Source organism: Bellilinea caldifistulae, from assembly GCF_001306055.1.
Classification (GTDB): domain Bacteria; phylum Chloroflexota; class Anaerolineae; order Anaerolineales; family Anaerolineaceae; genus Bellilinea; species Bellilinea caldifistulae.
The window spans coordinates 44,840-60,866 of sequence record NZ_LGHJ01000004.1 but is presented as its reverse complement, the minus strand read 5'-3'; the positions used below and the strand labels follow the sequence as shown (position 1 = coordinate 60,866).

General features: G+C 51.6%; 17 protein-coding genes. 7 read left to right on the top strand and 10 right to left on the bottom strand.

The genetic code is table 11. The features are described from left to right. Positions 1-163: 163 nt before the first annotated feature. The 7 genes from arfB (at position 164) to AC812_RS01060 (ending at position 5,046) form a co-directional block, all read left to right on the top strand. Entirely contained in the window at positions 164-589 is a 426-nt protein-coding gene (arfB, locus tag AC812_RS01090) for an alternative ribosome rescue aminoacyl-tRNA hydrolase ArfB (RefSeq protein WP_061917962.1), read from the top strand. Positions 590-604: 15 nt separating this feature from the next. After that, on the top strand, positions 605-814 hold the full coding sequence (locus AC812_RS01085; protein ID WP_061917964.1) for a dodecin: 210 nt from the start codon (positions 605-607) through the stop codon (positions 812-814). 57 nt (positions 815-871) lie between these two features. After that, positions 872-1,789, top strand: a complete 918-nt coding sequence (locus tag AC812_RS01080) for a DMT family transporter (RefSeq protein ID WP_061917966.1) — start codon at positions 872-874, stop codon at positions 1,787-1,789. 200 nt (positions 1,790-1,989) lie between these two features. Continuing rightward, a complete protein-coding gene (locus AC812_RS01075; RefSeq protein ID WP_062158743.1) occupies positions 1,990-2,577 on the top strand; it encodes an RNA polymerase sigma factor in 588 nt (195 codons plus the stop codon). Continuing rightward, positions 2,558-3,094 (top strand): anti-sigma factor family protein, encoded by a 537-nt coding sequence (locus AC812_RS01070; RefSeq protein WP_061917970.1) that lies wholly within the window; start codon positions 2,558-2,560, stop codon positions 3,092-3,094. Before AC812_RS01075 ends, AC812_RS01070 begins: the two co-directional genes overlap by 20 nt. Then, on the top strand, positions 3,091-4,167 hold the full coding sequence (locus tag AC812_RS01065) for a polymer-forming cytoskeletal protein (RefSeq protein WP_061917972.1): 1,077 nt from the start codon (positions 3,091-3,093) through the stop codon (positions 4,165-4,167). The genes AC812_RS01070 and AC812_RS01065 overlap by 4 nt, the downstream gene beginning before the upstream one ends. 18 nt (positions 4,168-4,185) lie before the next feature. Beyond that, positions 4,186-5,046: a toast rack family protein gene (locus tag AC812_RS01060; RefSeq protein ID WP_061917974.1), complete on the top strand. Its 861-nt coding sequence runs from the start codon at positions 4,186-4,188 to the stop codon at positions 5,044-5,046. Between the two features lie 2 nt (positions 5,047-5,048). Here the strand turns inward: AC812_RS01060 and AC812_RS01055 are convergent, their stop codons facing one another. From AC812_RS01055 to gap, 10 genes are all read right to left on the bottom strand, one after another. Continuing rightward, complete coding sequence (locus AC812_RS01055) at positions 5,049-5,969, bottom strand: TolB-like translocation protein (protein ID WP_061917977.1); 921 nt, start codon at positions 5,967-5,969, stop codon at positions 5,049-5,051. Beyond that, entirely contained in the window at positions 5,966-6,610 is a 645-nt protein-coding gene (gene nadD / locus AC812_RS01050; protein WP_082149144.1) for a nicotinate-nucleotide adenylyltransferase, read from the bottom strand. Before nadD ends, AC812_RS01055 begins: the two co-directional genes overlap by 4 nt. Next, positions 6,598-7,866, bottom strand: coding sequence for a GTPase ObgE (gene obgE, locus AC812_RS01045; RefSeq protein WP_061917981.1), 1,269 nt, complete (start codon positions 7,864-7,866; stop codon positions 6,598-6,600). The genes nadD and obgE overlap by 13 nt, the downstream gene beginning before the upstream one ends. Before the next feature lie 82 nt (positions 7,867-7,948). Beyond that, positions 7,949-9,265, bottom strand: coding sequence for a cyclic 2,3-diphosphoglycerate synthase (locus AC812_RS01040; protein WP_061917982.1), 1,317 nt, complete (start codon positions 9,263-9,265; stop codon positions 7,949-7,951). A 46-nt stretch (positions 9,266-9,311) separates the two neighbouring features. Beyond that, positions 9,312-11,075 carry an arginine--tRNA ligase gene (gene argS, locus AC812_RS01035; RefSeq protein ID WP_061917984.1) on the bottom strand — a complete coding sequence of 588 codons (1,764 nt, stop codon included), beginning with the start codon at positions 11,073-11,075 and terminating at the stop codon, positions 9,312-9,314. Between the two features lie 139 nt (positions 11,076-11,214). After that, positions 11,215-11,481: a 30S ribosomal protein S20 gene (gene rpsT, locus AC812_RS01030; protein WP_061917986.1), complete on the bottom strand. Its 267-nt coding sequence runs from the start codon at positions 11,479-11,481 to the stop codon at positions 11,215-11,217. Positions 11,482-11,577: 96 nt separating this feature from the next. After that, positions 11,578-12,477 carry a homoserine kinase gene (thrB, locus tag AC812_RS01025; RefSeq protein WP_061917988.1) on the bottom strand — a complete coding sequence of 300 codons (900 nt, stop codon included), beginning with the start codon at positions 12,475-12,477 and terminating at the stop codon, positions 11,578-11,580. Next, entirely contained in the window at positions 12,470-13,540 is a 1,071-nt protein-coding gene (gene thrC, locus AC812_RS01020; RefSeq protein WP_061917990.1) for a threonine synthase, read from the bottom strand. Before thrC ends, thrB begins: the two co-directional genes overlap by 8 nt. A 126-nt stretch (positions 13,541-13,666) precedes the next feature. Beyond that, positions 13,667-14,842, bottom strand: a complete 1,176-nt coding sequence (locus tag AC812_RS01015; protein WP_061917992.1) for a phosphoglycerate kinase — start codon at positions 14,840-14,842, stop codon at positions 13,667-13,669. 121 nt (positions 14,843-14,963) lie between these two features. Continuing rightward, on the bottom strand, positions 14,964-16,016 hold the full coding sequence (gap, locus tag AC812_RS01010; protein ID WP_061917994.1) for a type I glyceraldehyde-3-phosphate dehydrogenase: 1,053 nt from the start codon (positions 16,014-16,016) through the stop codon (positions 14,964-14,966). Positions 16,017-16,027: the final 11 nt, after the last annotated feature.

Below are 16,027 nucleotides of genomic sequence, written 5' to 3'. Positions count from 1 at the left end.
ATGATCCTTTGCCGGTTTCTTCGAAACGCTGCTTTTCCATCCCGCTGATCTCCAAAGTGGTTTGGTTCGATTGTATTAAGGTTTTCCCCTTTTCGTCAATCCCAGTTGTTTGTTTTTCAACAATCTCTCTGAAAGCAAATTCATCCTGTTATACTTATATTGTATGCCCAATCAATTACCTCGAATTGAAATTCCCAAAGATGAAATCGAGTTCGATTTTATCCGTGCTTCCGGCCCCGGTGGACAGAATGTCAATAAAGTGGCAACTGCAGTACAATTACGCTTTAACATTCGAAAATCATCCTTCCTTCCAGAAGATGCAAAAGAAAGGTTGATTCAACTAGCCGGGCAAAAAGTAACCGACGAAGGTATCCTGATTTTGGAAGCCAAACGCTACCGAACTCAAGAGCAGAATCGAATGGATGCCTTAAACCGCTTACATGCTTTGGTTCAACAAGCCCTTTTCTCACCCAAGCATCGCAAACCGACGAAACCGACCATGACAGCACGGGCTGCCCGCCGTTCGGCAAAACAACACCGCAGTCAGGTCAAACGCTGGCGACGTTACATACCCCAAGACTGGGAATAATTTTGAGAGGATGATATGGCACAACATACTTACAAACTGATCGAGATAACCGGCACATCTACAACCAGCATTGAGGATGCGATTCAAACTGCGGTAACCCGCGCTGCTCGAACCATTCGCCACATGCAATGGTTTGAAGTCGTCGAAATTCGGGGTCGTATTGAAGAAGATCAGGTGAAACAATGGCAGGTTACCTTCAAGGTGGGTTTTACCCTGGAAGAATAAAACCCTGATTCCAAAAGACTTCCTGTCATCTCATCCACATCCTCAGGGATTTGATCAATGCCGCTCACACTGAAACCGGGTATTAAGCCTCCCCCGCCGGAACGAATTAAGTCAGACGCAATTCTTCTATTCGTTTCCTTTATTTGGGGCAGTGGTTTTATTGCCCAGAGCATTGCTGCCGAAAGCATGGGGCACTTCACCTTTAACGGTGTCCGTTTCTGGATTGGAACGCTTTTTCTTGCTGCAGTTTTGGGTAAAAGAATCCGTTTGGATCGAAAAAATTGGGCAGGCGTTCTTACTGCCGGCGTTTTGTTATTTACCGCCAGCACCTTTCAACAAATCGGCCTCAAAACCACCACAGCCGCAAATGCCGGTTTCTTGACGGGGCTTTACGTTGTCATCATTCCATTACTACTCTGGCTATTTTGGCGCGAAGTGATTCATTGGACTACCTGGGCAGCGGCTTTATTGGCAGTCATCGGTACCTTGTTGCTCAGCACTGGCGGAGCCTTTGACCCCGCCCCCGGTGATTGGTTTGAATTGGCAGGCGCATTCGTCTGGGCCGGGCATGTGATTGTCGTCGGGAGAATGGCCCGCCGAATGGACAATTTACAATTTGCCATGGGGCAGTTCGCAATAACAGCGTTCCTGAATACCTTTGGAGCAATTCTGTTTGACCGTTTTACGGTGCCTCAACCTCAAGCATGGTGGGCAGTTCTTTACTCAGCAGTGTTTCCGGTAGGCATGGGTTTTACTTTGCAGGTAATCGGCCAACGGAATGCGCCAACGACCGATGCCGCTATCCTTTTCAGCATGGAAGCCGTTTTCGCCGCTATTTTGGGATATTTTCTCCTTGGGGAACAATTACTTCCCCTCCAAATTCTGGGCTGTCTGCTCATTTTCAGTGCCATGCTTTTAGCTCAATTCCGTGAATTTTTACCTGTAGTGTCCCGCCAGAAACAGATTACGGATTAAAATTGAACCGTCCGAAAGACCGTGTTGAGCCAAGTTCATTCTAGTGGTCATCATCGAACTCGTCTTTGGTACAGGTAAATGTTGACCCGACTATGTTATGATGAGAACAGGTTAAGAGAATTCACTCAAAAACCTGTTCCATGCAACTAATCCGCTCGGGTTGCGTATATGGTACTAGAACAAGAGCACAGGAGCCGTTGGTGATCAACCATGAGATGGACATGCTCATCCGAGCACAAAACGGGGATGAGGAAGCCTTTACCAGCCTTGTGTTGCAATACCAGAACCCCGTTTACAATTTGTGCTACCGCATGCTGGGAAATGCGCAAGAAGCAGAGGACGCTGCTCAAGAAACTTTCTGGAGAGCCTATCAGGCAATCCGCCGCTATGACCGCAACCGTTCCTTTGCCACGTGGCTGCTCTCAATCGCCGCCCACTATTGCATTGACCAGCAGCGGAAAAAACGGATCACCACCATGGAAATTGAGGATTGGATGGAGGAAGTCATTCCAGACCACACCCCTGAACCCGAAAAACAAATTCGGGAAAACGAAGAGCGTCAATCCATACAATCGCTGCTATCCTCCCTCAATCCTCAAGATCGGGCTGCTGTCATCCTGCGCTACTGGTACGAGTGCTCTGAAGAGGAAATCAGTCAGGCTTTGCAACTTTCCGTGAGTGCGGTAAAAAGCCGACTGCACCGCGCACGTCTGCGCTTGGCGCAGCAATATCAGAGCCAGCAATATGCCATGACCGAGAGGATTCGTGATGAGTCACCTGCCTTTTGAAAACTGGATCTTCGACCGGGAGAAATTGACCCCCAGCCAGATTGCCGAGCTGGAAGCCCATCTCCAAACCTGTCAGCAGTGCAAACGCATCCAAACTGGCTGGAAGGAAGTGGAAACACTGCTGCATTCTACCCCCCTCATTCCTGCACCCCCCCAGATTGTCAACCGTTTTCAAGCTAGCCTTGCCGAAAGGAAGGCTCAGCGTCAAAAACGGCAGGTGCGAATTGCGCTTTTCGCTCTGGGCGGGGCTTTCGTTTTGGCAAGTATGGTGTTCGTCCTGCGGCTTTTCTGGACGGTTCCGCCTGCCCGCTTACTTTCGGACCTCATCGGCTGGATTACCCTTGCTCCTCAACGCTGGTCAGAATTCCAGTACATTCTTTACTACTGGGGCAGTCAAATCCCGCCGCTCGCACTTGTAGCGCTTGTTTTCCTCCTCACAGGCTGGTCAATCCTGCTGCTTACCCTGTGGTTCTTGACTTTTCAGCGCCTATCCAAATTAGGAGTACGAGGACAATGAAAAAAATAGCGCTCTACACCCTTCTCATCATCACCTTCGTTCTGACACTGGCAACACCGGCGGTTGTGCTGGCCCAAAACCCTCCCCCCGGGGGTGAGCAATTTAATGGTGATCAACTGATTTTCGGCGAAAATTATGTTCTTCGTTCATCCCAAACGCTGAACGGCTCACTGGTCGTTTTGGGCGGTAATGCCGAAATTGAAAACGGGGCTACCGTCAATGGCGAAATTGTGATCATTGGGGGCAACCTTCAAGTGAGCGGCAGGGTCAACGGGGATATCAGCGCGATCGGCAGCAACGTCTATCTGGATAGTACTTCCTTTGTTCAAGGTGATGTCCAAATTATTGGGGGTTCCGTCACCACTCAAGCGGGTTCAACCATCACAGGAAGCATCAATCGGCTAAAACCGCAAACCATGATGTTCGACTTTGATCGGTTCGAGTTCACCCCCTTTGACGACGCCTCACCTTTACGTCTCTTCACGTCGTGGATGAGAGATGCCCTGGCCAATATTCTGCGCATTCTGGCTATGGCAGTTCTGGCAGTGGTGGTTGCGTTGCTGCTGCCGCGCCCGCTGCGGGTAATCGGCAACACTATCGCCGATCAAACCCTGTTGAGCGGCGGGATTGGACTGCTGACCATGGTTGTTGCGCCGCTTATCCTGCTCGTCCTGGTAATCACCATCCTTTTGATCCCCGTAGCACTGATTGCGATGCTGGTACTGGCTGTTGCGGTGCTGATTGGTTGGATTGCAGTCGGCTTCCAGATTGGCGAACGAATTGCCACCATGCTGAAAACCCAATGGGTTGAGGCCGTCTCGGCTGGCATTGGCACCCTCATCCTCGGACTGATTGTCTGGCTGCTTGGGTATTTGTTCTGCCTGGGTGGAATAATGTCTCTACTGGCGGCCAGTATCGGTCTGGGAAGCATCATTCTCACTCAATTTGGTACCAGGCCATATCCGGCCCCCCCGACCGTGGTCTATGTTCCTGCATCCCCCCCGCCAACTCCGCCGGCTGCGCCGTCAACTTCGTCAGAAGAAGGTTCTCCTGCAACCCCAAATGAAAACTGAACCGAGATCGAAACTGTCATGAAAATCCGAAATAAACACCTTTTGATTTTTCCTGTCATTGCACTGCTGGTCAGTTCACTGGCATGTTCCTTTACCGTCAATTTGCCGGAGGCAAAATTGGGCGAAACTCAAACCTTCACCATAAGCGAAGCTCTCCCCGAAGATTCCCAGACCGCCAAAATTTCCATCGAAATGGGCGCCGGCGAGCTGGATATTCAAAGCGGTAGCAAAATGTTGATTGAAGGACAAATTCAATACAACATTTCCGAATGGAAACCGGAAGTCATTCGCGATGGACAGAACCTGATCATTCGCCAGGGCCGCAAAGAAAACCTGCGCATTCCGACACGGGACGTGATCAATCGCTGGCAGTTCAAACTGGGCAGCGCCCCCGTGGATCTGGACATTGCAGCCGGCGCATACAAAGGTACTCTCAATTTGAGCGGAGTCGCACTCACCCGTCTGAACATTCAAGATGGAGCCAGCCAGGCAGAAGTGCGCTTTGACCAGCCGAATCCCGTGCAGATGGAAAGCCTCCGCTATCGAACCGGTGCATCCGAAGTTTCTTTGATTGGGTTGGGTTATGCCAGCCCCGCTTTTCTAAATTTTGAAGGCGGCACCGGCTCCTACACCCTGGACTTTTCCGGTCGGCTCCAACAAGACATGAACGCGAGTATAACAGTTGGTGTGAGCAGCTTGAAAATCGTCATTCCAACCGGCACGCCGGCGCGCGTTGTCATCACCGGTGGACTGAACAATGTTCAACCGAGTGGAACCTGGCGCATCTCGAATAATGTTTATGAAACCGAGGGAGACGGACCGAAAATTGAAATCAACCTGAATATGGGTGTGGGCAATTTGGAATTGGTTACCCAATAAACTCAACGGCAGCCATCTACCGCGAAAATAAACAGGTTTTCAGCGGTTCGTACTGCGATCAACTGCCCGTCAGCCGACCATTTTGACTCGGCTACGGGCAGTGTTTCCATTGGTAGAGCCGATTTTGTGCCAGATGTCAGATCACCAATCCAGGCCACATTGGTACGATCCGTGAAAAACACCCGCCGGGCATCCGGAGACCAGTTCGCATTTCGCCAATTGCGGTTTGGCACCACACCAGGCTGATTGAGGACGATTTGAAGGCTGGTGTCCTGCCCGGGACGGGTTTCCTCTACAACAGTCTTTACACCGCTAACCAGATTGTGTTCCACATAACGCAAACAATCTGCGCCACAACTTTCGGATACCTGAAGGACCTGATCTGAGCCCCAGCCGACAATACCTTTCAGACTGGAAAACTCATCCGTCACAGCCACATCGTACAGGTCAAGTGTTCTTCGATCTCGCAAGGAATATACCCCGATAGAATACTGCGCTTCTGCCGGACGGAGGATCACAAACGCAATCTGCTCGCCGGAAGGCGACCACGTCAAATCCCCGGCAACGCGAATATCTTTGGTGCGTTGTGTTTCTCCGTTATCAACATCCAGAATGACCAGATCTCCCTGGTACCATCCCCAACTATCATTGACAGGGGTAATAAACGCAAGCCGATTGGTGTCCTTCGACCAGGCCAGCATATCCCCCATCAGCCGGTCGGTTTGGATGACCACGGTTCGATCCAACAGACAGGCCCGGCCGGGTACCACCGTCAGACCATCATTGGTCAGGTCAGCGGCAAGTATGGTTGTAGGAGTGTTCTCAATAGCCTGTTCACCCCCCGCCAGAGAGGTGCAAGCCGCCAATATCCAAAACAGAATACCCCAAAGAATGCTTTTTCCTGAAACCAAAGACTTTTTCATGATGCTTCTTGACGGGAAGAAAACGGCAGGTGATAGATGCCCAATTCTTCAATCAAACGGTAAACCGCCGGGGGAACATAATACCGATAAGCACGACCTGCCGAAATCCGCTGACGAATTTGACGTGCCGAAATTTCTAATAATGGCGCCTCAATAAAACAAACTTTGACCGTCAAACCGGGAATTTTTTGCTCCAATTCGCGCAAATCCACCTCATCCCCCGGCCGGCGCATGACCCCCAATCCGTCTATCAAGTGAATCAGCCGCTGGGGTTGATGCCATGTCGGCAGGTCATGCAACGAATCACCGCCGATCAGGTAATAAATTTCCGAGGATGGAAATTGACCTTTTAGAATTTGAACGGTATCCACCGCATAATGCGGCCCGGGGCGCTCCATATCTACCCGGCATAACTCAAAAGAAGGATTATCACCGATTGCCGCCAGCAGTAATTTCATGCGGATGGACAGCGGAGAAATGCTTTGATCCTGTTTATGAGGTGGATCGGGAGTCAAGACCCATAACAAACGGTCAAGTCGTAGCTGATCTTGCGCCTCGGCAGCCAGAATAAGATGTCCGACATGGGGTGGGTCGAACGTGCCGCCAAATACACCAATCCGCTGGGCTTTCATTCCTGCCATTCCAGTTCGTACTCATCCCCAATATAGACGGTATCGCCGTTTTGAATACCCATTTCACGCAGCTTGTCTTCAACTCCCAATCGCTCAATCATCCGCTGAAAACGGCGCACCGAACCTTCAAATTCCCAGTAAGTCATCGCCGCTGCCCGCTCAATGGCTGCTCCCTGGACCTTGAAACCGCCATCCGGTGTGCGGGTGACCGTAAATTCGCGCGGATCATCCCCGGGGCGATACACCGGCAATTTCTCAGGCTTTTGAGTCTCCGGCGCAGTTTTAAGCAGTTCCACGCAGCGCCACAACACCGGTTCCAGTCCAATTTTTGCCAGAGCCGATATGGCATATGGCTCTTGCACTCCTTTTTTCTGCAATTCCGTCTTAATGGTTTCCCAGCGGGCCTGGACTTCGGGCAAATCCATCTTATTGAGCGCCACAATCATGGGTTTTTGCAATAACTGCGGATCAAACAGCGCCAGTTCAGCATTGATCTGACTGAAATCAGCCAACGGGTCGGCAGAAAGACCATCCAGCAGGTGGATGAGTACCCGGGTGCGCTGAATGTGCCGTAAAAAGGCATCACCCAAACCAACTCCCTGATGGGCTCCTTCAATCAAACCGGGGATATCCGCCAGAATCAGGCTGGTATGTTCATCCAAATCGGCAACACCCAGGTTCGGTTCAAGGGTAGTAAAAGGGTAATCCGCAATTTTTGGTTTGGCATTGGTCACGGCCGCCAGAAAACTGGATTTACCCGCGTTCGGCACACCCACAATTCCCACATCCGCAATCAGTTTCAACTCCAATCGCAGATTACGTTCTTCACCCGGTTCACCCTTTTCGGCAATTCGCGGAGCCTGGTTGCGGGGTGTGGCAAAACGAGCATTCCCGCGTCCACCGCGTCCGCCTTTACACACCACCAACCGTTGGCCGGCCTCAACCAGGTCACCGAGCAATTTACCGGAATCAGCATCATACACAACCGTGCCAGGAGGAACGGGAATGATCAAGTCCGGTGCAGATTTGCCGGTCATGTTGTTAACACCCCCTTTAGCGCCGTCCTGAGCAATAAACTTACGCTGATAACGAAAATTTACCAGCGTGTTCAGGGTTGGCACGACTTCCAGAACAACATCACCACCGCGCCCGCCATCGCCGCCATCCGGCCCGCCGCGGTTAACATACTTTTCCCAGTGAAAATGGACAAAACCATCTCCCCCTTTTCCGGATCGAACATAGATTACCGCCTCGTCAATGAACATGGGTTTACCAGACCATCTGCCTTTGCCTTCCCCCATTCTCAAGTTACAGAATGGGGGAAGGTCTCATGATCAGAAAAACAGCCTACTTGACAAACCTGGCTTTTAAAATATCTTCCAGGGTGGGCTGCCCAATTTCCTGTAATTCATAGCGTACGCGCTGCATTGGTTTACGGATCTTAATCACACGGTTCAAGTCAATCGGCGTTGCAGAAATGACCAGGTCCACATCGGATTGATTGATCGTTTGCTCCAGATCACGCATTTGTTCTTCGCCGTAGCCCATGGCCGGCAGGATCGGTCCAGTAGTGGTGTATTTCTGATAGGTCGCAGCAATTGAACCGACTGCAAATGGGCGTGGGTCAACAATTTCGGCAGCTCCGAACCTTCGGGCAGCCACCCAGCCCGCGCCGTAGGCCATCTCGCCATGGGTCAGGGTCGGGCCATCCTCAATCACCAACACCCGTTTGCCGCGGATTTCCTCCGGGCGATCCACGAATAAGGGGGAGGCACCTTCAATAATCGTGGCTTGGGGATTAAGCGCTGACAGGCTTTCCCGCACAGCGATAACCGCATCTGGGCTGGCCGTGTCCACTTTGTTGATGACGAATACATCCGCCCGGCGGACGTTGGTCTCACCGGGGTGATAGCGCACCTCATGTCCGGGGCGGTGAGGGTCGGCAACCACAATCGCCAAATCATCCTGGTAGAATGGAAAATCGTTGTTTCCGCCATCCCACAGGATAATATCCACTTCCTGCTCAGCCTGTCTCAGAATACGTTCGTAATCCACACCGGCGTAAACAATCACGCCATTATCCAGATGTGGTTCATATTCCTCGCGTTCCTCAATTGTGCATTGATGTTTATCCAGATCGCTGTAATCGGCAAAGCGCTGCACCGCTTGTTTGACCAGATCACCATAGGGCATGGGGTGGCGAATCGCCGCCACTTTAAACCCCAGATTGATCAGAATCTTGGAGACACGGCGGGTGGTCTGGCTCTTGCCTGAACCGGTTCGCACCGCACAAACCGAAACAACCGGTTTGCTGGATTTGAGCTGAGTTCCCTTAACGCCCATCAACCGGAAATCCGCTCCGGCTGCCAACACTTCCGAAGCTTTGTGCATAACATATTCATGAGAAACATCACTGTAAGCAAAAACCACCTGGTCTGCTTTCAAAGTGCGGATCAAATCAGTCAGTTCGCTTTCCGGATAAATCGGAATGCCTTCTGGATAGAGGCTGCCCGCCAGTTCGGCCGGGTAGCGGCGGCCTTCGATGTTCGGAATCTGGGTCGCCGTGAAAGCGACTACCTGATAGTCCGAATTGTCGCGGAAAAAGACGTTGAAATTATGAAAGTCTCTTCCCGCTGCACCCATGATGATCGTTCGAATAGCCATACTTTTTGTTTCTCCTTTTTGAATGTGAATGAGATTGAGAATCTGTTCACATCGCTTGTGGGGCTGTGATGCCCAGCAAAGTCAGGCTGTTGGCAATTGCCTGACGTGTTGCCGCTGTAAGGCGCAACCGAAAGTTGCGCACTGCCTCCTCTGCCTGTAAGACCGGACACTGCGTATAAAAATCATTAAACGCTTTGGCCAGTTCGTAGGCATAGGTGGCAATCCAAAGGGGTCGGAGTTCAGCGGCTGAGCGCTGTACCTCAGCCGGTAAACGCGAAATTAAGTTGATTAATTCGACTTCTTGCGGCGTCAGAGGCCCGGTGACTTTGCCTTCCTCTGGAACAGCCTGGCCAGACTTGCGTAATATGCTGCCTGCCCGAACATACGCATATTGTATATAAGGCGCAGCCTGACCGTTAAAATCGAGGGCCGACTGCCAGTCAAAGGTAACCACTTTGGTATTCTCCCTCGCCAGCATTGGGTACTTTATGGCGCCAATCCCCACTGCCTGAGCAATCTTCTGTTTGACCTCATCGCTCAAATCAGGGTTCTTTTCGCGGACTACCGCCAGCGCCCGGGCGATTGCCTCGCGGATTAAGTCTTCCAACAATACAACCGTCCCCTCGCGAGAAGCCATTACCACATTCCCCGGCAAAATCACCAGTTCATAAGGAATGTGTTGGCAGCGCGTAGCCCACTCATAACCCGCCAGCTCCAACGTCTTGAAAACCTGCTGGAAATGCAAAGACTGCCGCACATCCACTACATAATAGGAACGGCTCAGGTCGGGATAATCGGTAAACTTCTTCTTTGCCAGCGCTAAATCTTCGGTAGCATAAAGGGCGGTATTATCTGAGCGCAAGACCACCAGAACACGGTATTTTTCGGTCTTCAAACCGAGCAGCTCATCCAGTTTCACCACCACGGGTCCCTCCGGTCGCTCATCCACCGCAATGCCCTTGGCGATCAATTCGTTCACAATCTCTTTACCGGGATGTTCCACCTGACTGTTGAAATAATACACATCAAAGTGAATATCCAGCTGGCGGTAAATTTCTTCAAACCCATTCAGGGACCACTGGCGTGTTTCTTCCCACAGTGCCACCACCTCCGCATCCCGCTGATCCCAGCGAGCGTAGAGTGCCCGAACCTCGCTTTCCAGTTCCGGGTTTTCTTCCAGCCGCCGATTGGCTTCGGCATAAATATCTCCCATCCAACGAGTAATGTCACTGGTGGGTTTTTCGCCGCGATGAAAATTCATGTAGCACCACAGCCACTTGATTACATGAAGACCAATATCCCCCGGATAATTGGCGCGCACCACAGAGAAACCGGCAAAATCCAGCAACCGGCTGATGACATCGCCCAAAATTGCGCTCCGTAAATGCCCGACATGAAAGGCTTTATGGGTATTAGGCTGAGAAAACTCCACCATCACTCTTTCATTGCGGCGGATGCCTCTACCAAAGTTCTCTCCCTCTTGCAATACCGTATTGATTACCTGTTCCGCATACGTACTTTGTAAAAAGTAAATATTCAAATAGCCATTGACCGACTCAATTTTTTCGAACCCCTGAGGGGTTCCCAGATAAGAGGCTACCTGAGCGGCCAGTTCAGCCGCGCGGGCATTCACATTGATTTTTTTGCCTTGCCGTGCTTCCAGCGCCGCCAGTTGAAAAAAGGAAGTGGAAATCCCCCAGTGACCGCTGAAGGGTATCCATTTCCACTGAAAATCCACCTCGGGCAGCTGATTTTCCTGACAAAAAGCCTTGATCTTCTCTGTGATTGCTTGCTGTTCTCGTTCGAACATGCCTGAACCCTTTAACCAAAGATGCCAAAATGAACGGGAGAATTATAACACGCCCCGACTTCCCGATGGATGCCACAAAATCAAAAGCGGGAGATACAACTCCCGCTATCATTAAATCATCATCAAAAAAAAGGTAATTCTACTTGCTGAGAGCAGCCAGGCGCTTCATCAAGCGGCTTTTGCGGCGCGCGGCGTTGTTTTTGTGAATCACGCCTTTTTCCGCAGCCTTATCTAGGGCTTTAACTGCCAAAACAACGGCCTCGCGGGCTTCGGGAGTTTCACCGCTTTCAATGGCCACCCGGGCTTTGGAAACGGCTTTTCGGGCCGCACCGCGGAAAAAGCGATTGCGAAGACGGCGTTTTTCGTTTTGTTTATTGCGCTTGATTTGTGACTTTATGTTAGCCAAATTACTTCCTCCAAAAAAACGTTCAATCCATTGCGAAAGCCAATTTTACTCGAAAGATGTTTTTTTGTCTAGAAAAAATTTGGAATTCTGAAGTTCTTATCCGTACCAATGAGCGGCTTTCATGGTCGGAGTCAAATGGTAGCAACGTGATTCGACCCCCGCTGCGCGAAAGGCAGCTTGCATCGTCTGGGCTACGGCGTTGGCATTGTCGTTGGCAAAAGCAATCACGCTTGGCCCTGCACCGGAAAGCGCTGCAGCGGCTCCCAGTTCATTGGCGGCTCGAATGGCAGCCTGGCTGCCGGGGATCAAGGGGAAGCGATAGGGTTGGTGCAGACGATCATCCATGGCAGTCATCAACAACTTTCGGTCGCCTTCACGCAGGGCATCAATCACCAGTGCGGTACGATTGAGGTTAAATATCGCATCACAGCGCTCAACCATTGCCGGCAGTAATTTGCGCGCCTCGCGGGTAGACAAATCCACCTTTGGGACAACCACCACAAGATTCAAAGCGGGTAAAGTATACGATCGGACGATGGGAGGATGAAGATCGGAGGCCACAAGTACCAATCCGCCAAAGAGTGCGGCAGCAGCATTATCGGCATGACCCTCAATGTCAATCGTCATGCGCAGCAACTCCAATCGGGTAAGGGGTTGCCCCAGGAAGAAATTGGCAGCGATTAGTCCCGTCAAAATTGCGGCGGTACTGGATCCTAACCCTGACTCGATTGGGATAAGATTATGACATTCGACTTGCAGATCGCGCGGCATGGTCGCTTCCCGGCGAACATACAGGGTTGTAAACGCCTGTACAACCAGATTGCCCGTATCTTCGGGCAATTTACCGGCACCCTCTCCCTCCACATGAACCCTGATTCCATCTCCGCCCAGTCGAAAGGTTGTTGTATTCCACAAATCCAGCGCAAGCCCCAAACAATCAAAACCCGGCCCCAAATTGGCAGAACTTGCCGGTACCGTTACCACCAATTCATTCATGGCTGACCTCCCCCAAGATGATCTCTTCCAGACTTCTTAATTCCGGTTTGACAATTTTGGGGCTGCTGAATTGCCTGACAATAATGTCCGGGTCTTTTAGTCCATGCCCCGTGCAGACCGCCACCACCCGTTTACCCTTGAGATTGAGCCGTTGTTGGCGGATCTCCTGTGCCAGTCCTGCCAAACCAGCTGCCGAGGCCGGCTCAACCCACAACCCATGCAAGGCTAAACGGCGTTGCATTTGCAAGATTTGATCATCACTGACCGCGATGATTTTGCCACCCGACTCCTCGGCTGCCTGTAAGGCTTGTTCCCCGCGTGCTGGCCGGCCGATCCGAATCGCAGTCGCCACGGTTTCAGGATGCTCCACCGCATGTCCCAACACCAGCGGCGCAGCCCCCTCAGCCTGCACTCCCAGTAATTTCGGTAACCCGCTTTGTCTGGCTTGATGATACTGGCGGAAACCCATCCAGTAAGAGGTGATGTTGCCAGCATTCCCAACGGGCAGGCAAAGCCAATCAGGCGCACCTTGAAGCACATCGCAAATTTCAAAAGCAGCCGTTTTCTGCCCTTCCAAACGGTATGGATTGAGCGAATTAACCAGCCCAATCGGATGTTTCTGGCTGATTTCCACTACCAGATTGAGGGCATCATCAAATGAACCGTCAATTTGAATGACATCGGCACCGTAGGCAATCGCGCCAGCCAGTTTTCCGGCTGCCACTTTGCCCTGCGGAATAATCACAATCGCACGCCGGCCGGCGCGGGATGCGTATGCTGCTGCCGAGGCTGCCGTATTGCCGGTCGAAGCGCAAATCACCGCCTTCACCCCCCGACCTACCGCCTCGCTGATCGCCACCGTCATCCCGCGATCCTTGAAAGAACCGGTCGGGTTCATCCCCTCAAACTTTACCCACAGGTCAAACCCGCCACCCAATTCTTCCGCCAGTCTTGGCATGGGAATCAGGGGAGTATTGCCTTCGAGAAGACTGATCACTTGCAGATGATCAGGCACATCCAGCCATTCTCGATACCGTTCAATAACGCCACGATAAGTTTCCAAAATCACCTCAACCAGAACAAGGGGATTTGAAATAGGACATCATTGCGAGCTGGACATACATCACCCTGCTCGCAATGATTGATTCCTTAAAGTTTAATTGTATGTCAAAAATTCGAAACAGCCGCCTTATTTATCCAGCAAAGCCGCAACGCCGGGCAACTCCAACCCTTCCAGCATTTCCAGAGAAGCCCCACCGCCGGTTGAAATGTGCGTGATTTTTTCCGCCAATCCGGACTGATTGATTGCTGCAACCGATTCGCCGCCGCCAATCACGCTGATCGCACCGGAGGAAGCCACTGCCCTCGCAATACCAAAGGTGCCTTCGGCAAACTTGGGGAACTCAAAGACGCCCATTGGGCCGTTCCAAACCACCGTTCCGGCTGCGCTGATAACCTTGGCATACGAGGCAACCGTTTCAGGGCCAATATCGAGAATCCGCCATCCATCCGGCACCGGGCCAACCGGCATTACCCGTGACTCAGCCTCGGCATCAAATTTATCGGCAATCACAACATCCACCGGCAGGCGGATTTTCTCCTTCCCTTCTTCCAGCAACCCGCGGGCTGTTTCGAGGGCCTCATCTTCCACCAGCGAATCGCCCATCGGGTAACCCTGTGCTTTGAAGAAAGTGTTAGCCATCCCGCCGCCGATCAGGATTGTATCGGCTTTTTTGAGCAGATTCTTAATCACACCAATTTTATCGCTGATTTTCGCCCCACCTAAAATCGCCACGAAAGGCCGTTTCGGGTCATCAATCGCCTGCCCGAGGTATTTAATCTCTTTTTCCAGCAAGAACCCCGCCACCGCAGGCAGGTAAGCTGCAATTCCGGCCGTCGAAGCATGGGCGCGATGAGCCGTTCCGAAAGCGTCATTGACATACACATCGGCGAGTTTTGCAAGGGCTCTGGACATGCCCTCGTCATTCTTTTCTTCCTCAGGGTGAAAACGAGTGTTTTCCAACACCAGCACCTCACCCGGTTTGAGGGCTGCTGCAGCCGCTTCGGCTGCCGGGCCAATGCAATCCTCCGCAAAGGCCACCGGCTTGCCCAGCAGGTTGGATAGATGATCGGCAACCGGCTTAAGCGAATATTTGGGATCCGGCCCTCCTTTGGGACGACCAAGGTGGGAAGCCAGAATCACGGCCGCTCCCTGATCCAGAAGATATTCTATGGTGGGCAATGCTGCCCGAATGCGGGTGTCATCCCCTACCACCCCGTCTTTGACCGGCACATTGAAGTCCACCCTTACGAAAACCTTTTTGCCTTTCACATCAATATCGCGAACGGTCTTTTTGTTGAACATAGTTACCTCCCGCTTGGGAATTCAATCAAAAAACGAATAACCGGCTTGCATCAAATGTCATTTGCAAGACCCCTCACGGAGTCTTGCAAATGACTCGATTGTTAATCTTCTCGGATGAAGTTTAGAGTGATTTGGCCATCATCGCAGCCAGATCAGCGGTGCGGCAGGAATATCCCCATTCGTTATCGTACCAGGCCACCACCTTGACCAGATTACCGCCCATCACCATGTTGGAGGGCAAGTCAACGATCGAGGAACGCGGATCACCCTTGAAATCCATTGAAACCAGCGGATCGGCATATGAGCCGGTGGTCACACCCAGAATGCCCTTCAATTTACCGTTGGCAGCCTCAATGAACATTGCATTCAGCTCATCCTTGGTGGTGGATTTTTCAACCGTTGCCACAAAGTCCACAATGGAAACTGTCGGGGTTGGGACGCGCAAAGCATACCCATCGAATTTACCCTTCAACTCCGGAATGACCAGCGCCACTGCTTTTGCCGCACCGGTGGTGGTGGGAATGATGTTCAATCCGGCCGCACGGGACCGGCGCATTTCTTTCTTGTGACCCTGATCGAGAATCACTTGATCGTTGGTGTAGGAATGGATGGTAGTCATCACCGCAGAGATGATCCCCAAATTTTCATGCACCACTTTGGCAGCCGGGGCAAGACAGTTTGTCGTGCAGGAAGCATTGGAAATCACATGATGCTTGGCAGGATCATATTTGTCATCGTTGACGCCCAAGACGATGGTGATATCTTCATTTTTGGCAGGAGCACTGATGATGACCTTCTTCGCTCCGCCGGCGTCAATGTGAATCCGCGCGCCGGGCTTTCCTTTGGCAGGATCACCAACCGCATCGGTGAACACCCCGGTGGACTCAATCACAATCTCCACACCCAGATCCTTCCACGGCAATTTGGCAGGATCTTTTTCCGCAAAGGTCTTCACGGGTTTACCGTCAATGACAATGTCACTGCCAACCACTTCGACCTTGCCCGGATAGATGCCGTAGTTCGAGTCGTACTTAAACAAGTGGGCATTCTGCTGGGGATCAAATAAATCGTTGACAGCCACCACTTCCAATTCATTCGGATAGTATTCCATGATGGCTTTCAAAACCTGGCGGCCAATCCGCCCAAAACCATTGATACCAACTTTGACTGTCATGTTAGAACCTC